Consider the following 6,552-nt stretch of genomic DNA (forward strand, 5'->3'; position numbering starts at 1 on the left):
CCGTCCCGGACCAGTTGTCCCACCCACGGATCAGCAGGACTGGTCACCGACGCGGCGAGGCCTGCGGCCAGATACAGCCAGCCGATCGGGTTGGCCGGCCGCCGCAGCGCCAGAATCAGTCCGACAGTGGCAAAGCCGAGCAAGAACGCCAGAGCGTCGGCCGCGCCCCGGACCAGCACATCGAAGGCGAGCGGCTCGACCACCGCCACGGCGACCGCCAGGCCCGCGGCCCGGCAGCCGAACGTGGCCAGCCACAACGCCCAGGCTGGACCGGCCGTCGGCGCGGACTGCGGCTGCAACGATCCGCCCTCGACCCTCGACCCGATCGACGTCATGGCACGAGGATCGCCGGCCAGCAGTACGGAAACGTTACGCGACGGTCCTGCGGGCCTGTCCGCGAGCCGGTTCCTGGCTCACCCCCAGTCCGCACCCGCGCGGTGGGTCAACCTCTCACCGCGTCGCGATCCGCTACGGTGACTACAGGACCCTCGCCTCGAAACCCGCGCGGCCCCTGCTCTGGAGTGTCTGCAGTCGTCGGGGTACCCCCCGCACTCCTACGGTGGGCGCCGGCTAGGTGTTGCGTCGGTCGTTCAGTCGTCGATGGGCAGGTGGCGCAGCCGTATGCGGTCGGTCTCGACGACCGCGACGGCGCCCGCCGACAGATCATCCTTCACGATCGAGAGCACATGGAGGATGGCGTCGACGCGTTCGTCGATGCTGTCGCCAACAACGCGGAGCAGCATCACGCTGGGTCCCGCCGCGCCGGATGGTGCGAGGATCGTGTCGAAGTCGGTGTCTGTCGTGACCAGCACGCGCTGTTCGTTCGCGGCGTGGGCGGGGACGTAGTCGGCGGTTGCGCCCTGCATCCCGATCACGCGGACGTGCGTCGCGTCACGGCCGGCTGTGACCAGCCGATCGGCGACCTGGTCTTGAAGGCTTCGTCGATCAGGAACCTCACGCGGTGAGGTCGAGCGGGATCGTGCGCTCATCCACCCGTGCAGCGGCGAATCGCAGCGCCTCGCGGATGTCGTCCTCGATCAGCTGGCGGGCAGTCGTCGAGGAGCGTCGCGAGAGGCGTGCCGTTGGCGACCATGCGCAGGAGCATCGCGACCGGAATGCGGGTGCCACGAGGGCGTCCCGGCGGCACTCCGACCTCGCTCTCACCCGCAGCCGCGGCACCGACCAGCCGCGTCGACGTCTCGACCTCGAGCTCGCCGTAGGCCTCGCGCACCGTGAGCACCCGCACGCCCGCGCGCCGCCCTGCGGTGACGTGGGACAATGGCGCGATGGGTGTCCACCTCGATACGCAACGTCTGGTACTACGCCACTTCACGGCGGCCGACGTTGATGACTTGGTCGAGCTGGATGGCGACGCCGAGGTCATGCACTTCGTCACTGGTGGTCTACCGACCCCGCGCGAAGAGATCGAGTACGTCATTCTGCCGGAGTGGCTCGCCTACTACGCGGAGTCGTCGCATCTTGGGTTCTGGGCGGCCGAAGAGAAGGCGACGGGGCGGTTCATCGGCTGGTTCCACTTCAGGCCGGGAGAGGGACATGCCGACGACGAGCCGGAGCTCGGGTACCGGCTGGTCCGGTCGGCGTGGGCCAAGGGGTACGCGACGGAGGGTTGCCGTGCGCTGATCGACGACGGGTTCGCCGAGCGCGGCGTCCGGCGGGTCCTGGCCGAGACCATGGTCGTGCACACGGCATCGCGGCGTGTGCTCGAGAAGTGCGGGCTGCGACAGGTCCGGGTCTTTCACGCCGACTGGCCGTATCGGATTCCGGGCGACGAGCACGGTGACGTCCAGTACGCGCTCGGCCGGGCGGAGTGGGAACGGCGGCGACGAGCCGATCCCCCGAACCATCCGTGATCGCACGGGATCGCGCGCGTGCAGGCGCGATGTTCCTGCTCTGCGCTGCGGGCTGGGCAACGCGCACGCTCGGCGTCCGCGGGAGACTGCCGAGCGTGCCGGCCAGCGAGCAGGAGCGATAGCCGGCCACCACACAGCATTACAGCCACACGGGAGCGCGGGATCCCACGGCAGCGGACCCGCGGATCGCGGTAGCCGCAGCTGTACTCCGGTCTCGGCGCCTCCTGTCTCATCAGGCGGTGGCGGGCACCGATCGCCGTGTTCTCGCCCACACGTTCCGGGCGCAGGGGCGCGACCGCGCTGAGAGGCCTGTCTGCACCTCAAACCCGGGTCCCGCAGTTCTCAGCCCGCAAGGCGGATCATCCAGCGTCGTCAGGTTGAGGGGACGTTGCCACACCTCACCGGCTAGGATCGACAGCACCAGCGCCGACCGAGGGGTGAGGTCCCGCAAACGAAGGCCTGGATCCGGGCGGGGCCCACGGATCCAGGCCAGGTGATGTGGATCGTGCGTGGTCACTGCTCCCGAGCGCGGATGCTCTGGTCGAGCAGCGAGTCGCTGTCGGAACGCAGTGCTGCCGTGTCGCGAGCGCGCACGCTCTGGTCCAGCACGGACTCCGGTGGCTCGGCGGCCACGCCGGAGTCGCGCGCCCGCACGCTCTGGTTGAGTAGCGAGTCCTGCTCGGGAACCGCCACGACGGTGTCGCGGGCGCGGATGCTGCGGTCCAGCAGCGACTCCCGCTGCGCCGCGGTCGCCACGCCCTCGCGGGCGCGGATGCTGCGGTCGAGCACCGAGTCCTGCCGTCCGGCCGGTGCGCCGGGGGCGTGCTCGCGGGCGGTGACGCTCCGGTCATGCAGTGCCAAGTCATCGATCGCCGTCTGGTTGGCCCGGATGTTCATCGCGACCCAGGCGAGGGCCGCGGCGATCACGGCCAACAACACCAGGGACAGCATGGTTGCGGTCACGCGGCGCCCGCTGCGGCCACCGGGTGGCTGCGGCGGAGTGTCTGGAGCGGGCAGCTCACGAGGCTTGACGTCGACGCCGTAGTCGATGTCGAGGCGTTCGGCTTGGTCGGTCTTCATGGTCTTGCTCCTCTCGAACCCTTGGAGTTCGGTCACTTCTGCGATATGGGGTTCGGTATGCGCCCGCGCGGTCTCAGCGGGGTGCCGCGCGGTATCAGCCCGGTATCAGCCCGTGACAGGGACTGAAACCGGACCAACACTGCGCAGCGTGAGCATCGTCGTGCTAGGCCCGGTCAGCGTCGACGGAGTGTCACTTGGCCCCCGCGAGACCGGGTGGTGCTCGCCGTGCTGGCCATGCGGATCAGCGAGGCGGTCAGCCCTGACCGCCTCGCCGATGCGCTGTGGGGGGAGCGGCCGCCGGCGTCGTGGGCCAAGGTCGTGCAGCGCTGCGTGATGCGGCTGCGCAAGGTCCTGGGTGCTCGGGCCATGAAACGCTACCGGATGGCTACCGGCTGGCCGTCCCGGTGGAGGAGGTCGACGCCCACCGTTTCGAGCGTCTCGTCCACCGTGGGGAGGAGTTGCTGGCTCTGAGCGAACCCGATCGCGCCGCCCATACGCTCGATGAGGCTCTCGCGTTGTGGCAGGGGCGCCCCCTGGTCGAGCTCCAGCAGTGGGACCCGGGTCGGATTGAAGCCGAACGCTTGGAGCAGCTGCGTCTGGACGCTCAGGAGGCGCAACTCGACGCGGCCCTGCAGGCCGGCCGGCATCGCGACGTGCTCGGCGAGGCGCAAGCCCGGGTGGCCGAGGCTCCGCTACGCGAGCGGCGGGGCGCTACTGGCAGTGGCGCAGTATCAGTCCGGCCGGCAGGCAGACGCGCTGCGCACGCCGCATCGCGCCCGCAGGATGCTCAGCGACGAGCTGGGCCTGGATCCCGGCCCCGACCTGGTGGAGCTCGAAGCCGCAATCCTACGACAGGAGCCGTCGCTGGCCGCGGGCACGGCGCTGCCCGAGCCGAGCGCCGCCTGTCCCTATCTGGGGCTGGTGGCCTATGCCGTCGCTGACGCCGACGTCTTCTTCGGTCGCGACGCCGAGGTGGCCGCCTGCCTCAGGCAGTTGCTCGATCGTGGCGTCCTAGCGGTGGTGTGCGGAACCGCCGCCGGTGGACCCGCTCAACCTTGAGTGTCGCGAGGAAGGACTCGGCGACGGCGTTGCCAGGCATGACCCGACGCCCCCCAGCGACCGGCGCGTCCCAGATGCTGGCATGCCGCGGGAACGCGGTCGACCACACCATCGCACGACCGTGCGGCCGAGTCCCGGCCTGACGCAGGCGAAACGTTCGAGACGGCTCGCCGCGCGGCTCAGTGGGATGACGATGACCGTCTTGGGACCTGCTGGTCTCCGGGCAGCCAGAGTGTGAGGACTGTCGGCTCGAGGGTGCGGTTGATCACTGCGGCCACCTGGCACTCCAGGTCCGACAGGTCCGGCCGACTCCGCAGGTCGCGGACGAACGCGTCGACCTCGCGGTCGGCGTCGAAGCGTGTCCGGTTGAACCGTCGGTCGACCGCCCGCCGCACACGGCGGGCGAGCGGGTTGAACAGGGCGGCGATGGCGAGCGTTGCCGCGGCGCCACGGCGACGTCGCTTGGCAGGCAGCACCTGCGTCAGCGCGCCGACCGCGCTCACGTACACGCCTGCGAAGGACGAGGAGGATCACGTATGTGACCGCGCGGCTGACGAGGCGGTCGATCTCGTACAAGCGGCACCGCAGGATCGCCACCATGAAGGCCAGCGGCAGTGCAAGCCCCGCGACCAGAAACGGGATCCACCAGACACCCCTTCACGGCGGGTCAGCTGATTTCCAGCGAGCCCGATGAACAGTGACGCGACGACGACGGCGATCGCCGACAGCACCCACCGGTACTGCAGCCGTACATCGGTCGTCGCGGATCGGTAGCGTGCGACCATCTGCACGAACGCGACGAGCAGCGTCCCGAGGACGAGGATGTCGGCGGCGTCGACGATGCCTTGCGGCAGCAGCGCGATGCCGTGCGGGTTGGCGATCAGGGTGCCGTCCTCGCTGCGCGCCGACGTCGCCAGCACCGCCGTCGCTGTTCCGCACGCCGCGGTCACGAGCAGCACCCGGCTGATCCGACGCTGCCGCGGCGGCCGGCCGGCAAGACCGTCCGGAAACATCACCAGCAGCACCACCAACAGTGACAGGCTCGACCAGTCACCCACCGTGTTGAGCAGCCAGTACAGCCACACGCCGCCCGAGGAGCGCACCCGCGTCCAGTCGCTGGAGAGCACGCGAGCAGGCACAGCAGCCAGCCGACGGCGTGCCACCTGCGCCGGAGCAGGAGGACCGTGCCAGGCACCAGGAACGCGATCGGTCCCACGTAGCCGAACGCAACCCCGACAGCTTCGAGCCCGGGGGAGTGGGGCTCGGCTGACGAACGAGCGGCAACGACTCGCGTAATGACAATGAAAGCAACGACACAGAGCAGTCCCACGATGCCTGCGGCGTTGCGCCAGCGGGCGGCACTAACGGGCATGTCAACACCTCGGCCACGAGTCTCGATGCGAAACGCTACGGATCCGTTACCGCGGTGGAGAGGCGGTTCGCGCTACGCCGGCCACGCTGGCGCACGAGACACGCTCGAGGACTGCATCACTGCGACCAACCCGACGTCAGATGTCGTGGCGGAGCACAGAGGCGAACAGCTCGCTCGGCTGTCCGACGTGCTGCACTGCTACGGCCAGCTCGATCAGCCGAGATGGGGTCGATTGCGTGCCGGCACCACCTCGAGCCGCTCCTCCCCGACGACTTCGCGACGGTGCTTGAGGCCGCTGTGTGCGGAATCGGATGTCCGTGCGCGCCCGATCAGAGGGTCTCATCGATCGTCATCGTCGGCGGGAATGCAGCGCATGACTTCGCCGGTTTCCCTCGTCGGTGACATGCGTCTTGCTGGTGAGCACACCGTTGAGGCCGGGTCACCTGGAATCGTGAGGTCGGCGGTTCGACCCCTTTCGCGGGGCGCAGCGGGGGAGGGGTCTGCTGACCACGCCGGCCCCACAACTCCGCCAGGCAGCCGCCGTTGCCGACGGTGCCCGACCCGAACGCGTCGCCGGCGACCACGTGTGCATCGCGGCTCGCGTACGCGATCAGCGCACCGATGGTCCAGGCCATGTTCGACAGCAGGTCGCGGCCGACCTCGACACCGTTGATCTCGGCGGTGCACCACAGGTTCAGGAACCCCGCGTGGTCGAGATGTGGCGCGACCTCGTCGGCGGTCACCAACCATGGCCGAGCGTGGACGCGAAGTCCTTGTCCTTGGCCGGACCCAGCCCCACCTGCATCTCGTGGCCCTGCAGATCCCGGGCCGACCTGTCGTTGAGGATCGTGTAGCCGAAGATCGCCTCGTGCGCCTGGTCCACGGTCAGGCTGGTCCCTCCGGCGCCGATGACCGCGGCCACCTCGAGCTCGAAGTCCAACACGTCGCAGCCGGCCGGCACCGCCACCTTGTCGTCGGGTCCGACGATCGCGTGCGGGTTGGAGAAAGTAGAACGTCGGCGCGTCGTACCACGCGGCCGGTACACCGCTCGCGCCGCCCACGCTACGCCGAACCCCCTCGACGTGCTCCTCGAAGGCGACGAATCCCGCAGGGACGGCGGGTGCAGCGGAGGCGCAGGTGCACCTGGTCAAGTGGGAGCTCGACCGACGC

Annotated in this window: 9 protein-coding genes; 2 read left to right on the top strand and 7 right to left on the bottom strand. The window is 69.7% G+C overall.

The features are described 5' to 3' along the window. Positions 1 to 209: hypothetical protein (locus tag VK923_02340; GenBank protein HSJ43506.1), on the bottom strand; the 209-nt coding region annotated here is incomplete at its 3' end. A gap of 381 nt (positions 210 to 590) precedes the next feature. Further along, positions 591 to 989, bottom strand: coding sequence for a DUF5615 family PIN-like protein (locus VK923_02345; protein HSJ43507.1), 399 nt, complete (start codon positions 987 to 989; stop codon positions 591 to 593). 243 nt (positions 990 to 1,232) lie between these two features. Here VK923_02345 and VK923_02350 point away from each other — a divergent pair, with 243 nt between their 5' ends. After that, positions 1,233 to 1,871, top strand: coding sequence for a GNAT family N-acetyltransferase (locus VK923_02350; protein ID HSJ43508.1), 639 nt, complete (start codon positions 1,233 to 1,235; stop codon positions 1,869 to 1,871). A gap of 513 nt (positions 1,872 to 2,384) precedes the next feature. On the opposite strand, the gene VK923_02355 is transcribed toward VK923_02350, so the two are convergent. After that, positions 2,385 to 2,951 (bottom strand): hypothetical protein, encoded by a 567-nt coding sequence (locus tag VK923_02355; protein HSJ43509.1) that lies wholly within the window; start codon positions 2,949 to 2,951, stop codon positions 2,385 to 2,387. Between the two features lie 374 nt (positions 2,952 to 3,325). Further along, positions 3,326 to 3,598 carry a hypothetical protein gene (locus VK923_02360; protein HSJ43510.1) on the bottom strand — a complete coding sequence of 91 codons (273 nt, stop codon included), beginning with the start codon at positions 3,596 to 3,598 and terminating at the stop codon, positions 3,326 to 3,328. A 73-nt stretch (positions 3,599 to 3,671) separates the two neighbouring features. Between VK923_02360 and VK923_02365 the strand changes: the two genes are divergently transcribed. Beyond that, complete coding sequence (locus tag VK923_02365) at positions 3,672 to 4,010, top strand: BTAD domain-containing putative transcriptional regulator (protein ID HSJ43511.1); 339 nt, start codon at positions 3,672 to 3,674, stop codon at positions 4,008 to 4,010. A 179-nt stretch (positions 4,011 to 4,189) separates the two neighbouring features. On the opposite strand, the gene VK923_02370 is transcribed toward VK923_02365, so the two are convergent. The 3 genes from VK923_02370 to VK923_02380 all read right to left on the bottom strand — a co-directional run bounded on the left by VK923_02370 (position 4,190) and on the right by VK923_02380 (position 6,343). After that, on the bottom strand, positions 4,190 to 4,513 hold the full coding sequence (locus VK923_02370; protein ID HSJ43512.1) for a hypothetical protein: 324 nt from the start codon (positions 4,511 to 4,513) through the stop codon (positions 4,190 to 4,192). Positions 4,514 to 4,540: 27 nt separating this feature from the next. Beyond that, positions 4,541 to 5,137 (bottom strand): hypothetical protein, encoded by a 597-nt coding sequence (locus VK923_02375; protein HSJ43513.1) that lies wholly within the window; start codon positions 5,135 to 5,137, stop codon positions 4,541 to 4,543. Between the two features lie 984 nt (positions 5,138 to 6,121). Beyond that, entirely contained in the window at positions 6,122 to 6,343 is a 222-nt protein-coding gene (locus tag VK923_02380; GenBank protein HSJ43514.1) for a fumarylacetoacetate hydrolase family protein, read from the bottom strand. Between the last annotated feature and the right edge of the window lie 209 nt (positions 6,344 to 6,552).

The sequence above is a fragment of the Euzebyales bacterium genome (genome assembly GCA_035461305.1).
In the GTDB taxonomy this organism is placed as follows: domain Bacteria; phylum Actinomycetota; class Nitriliruptoria; order Euzebyales; family JAHELV01; genus JAHELV01.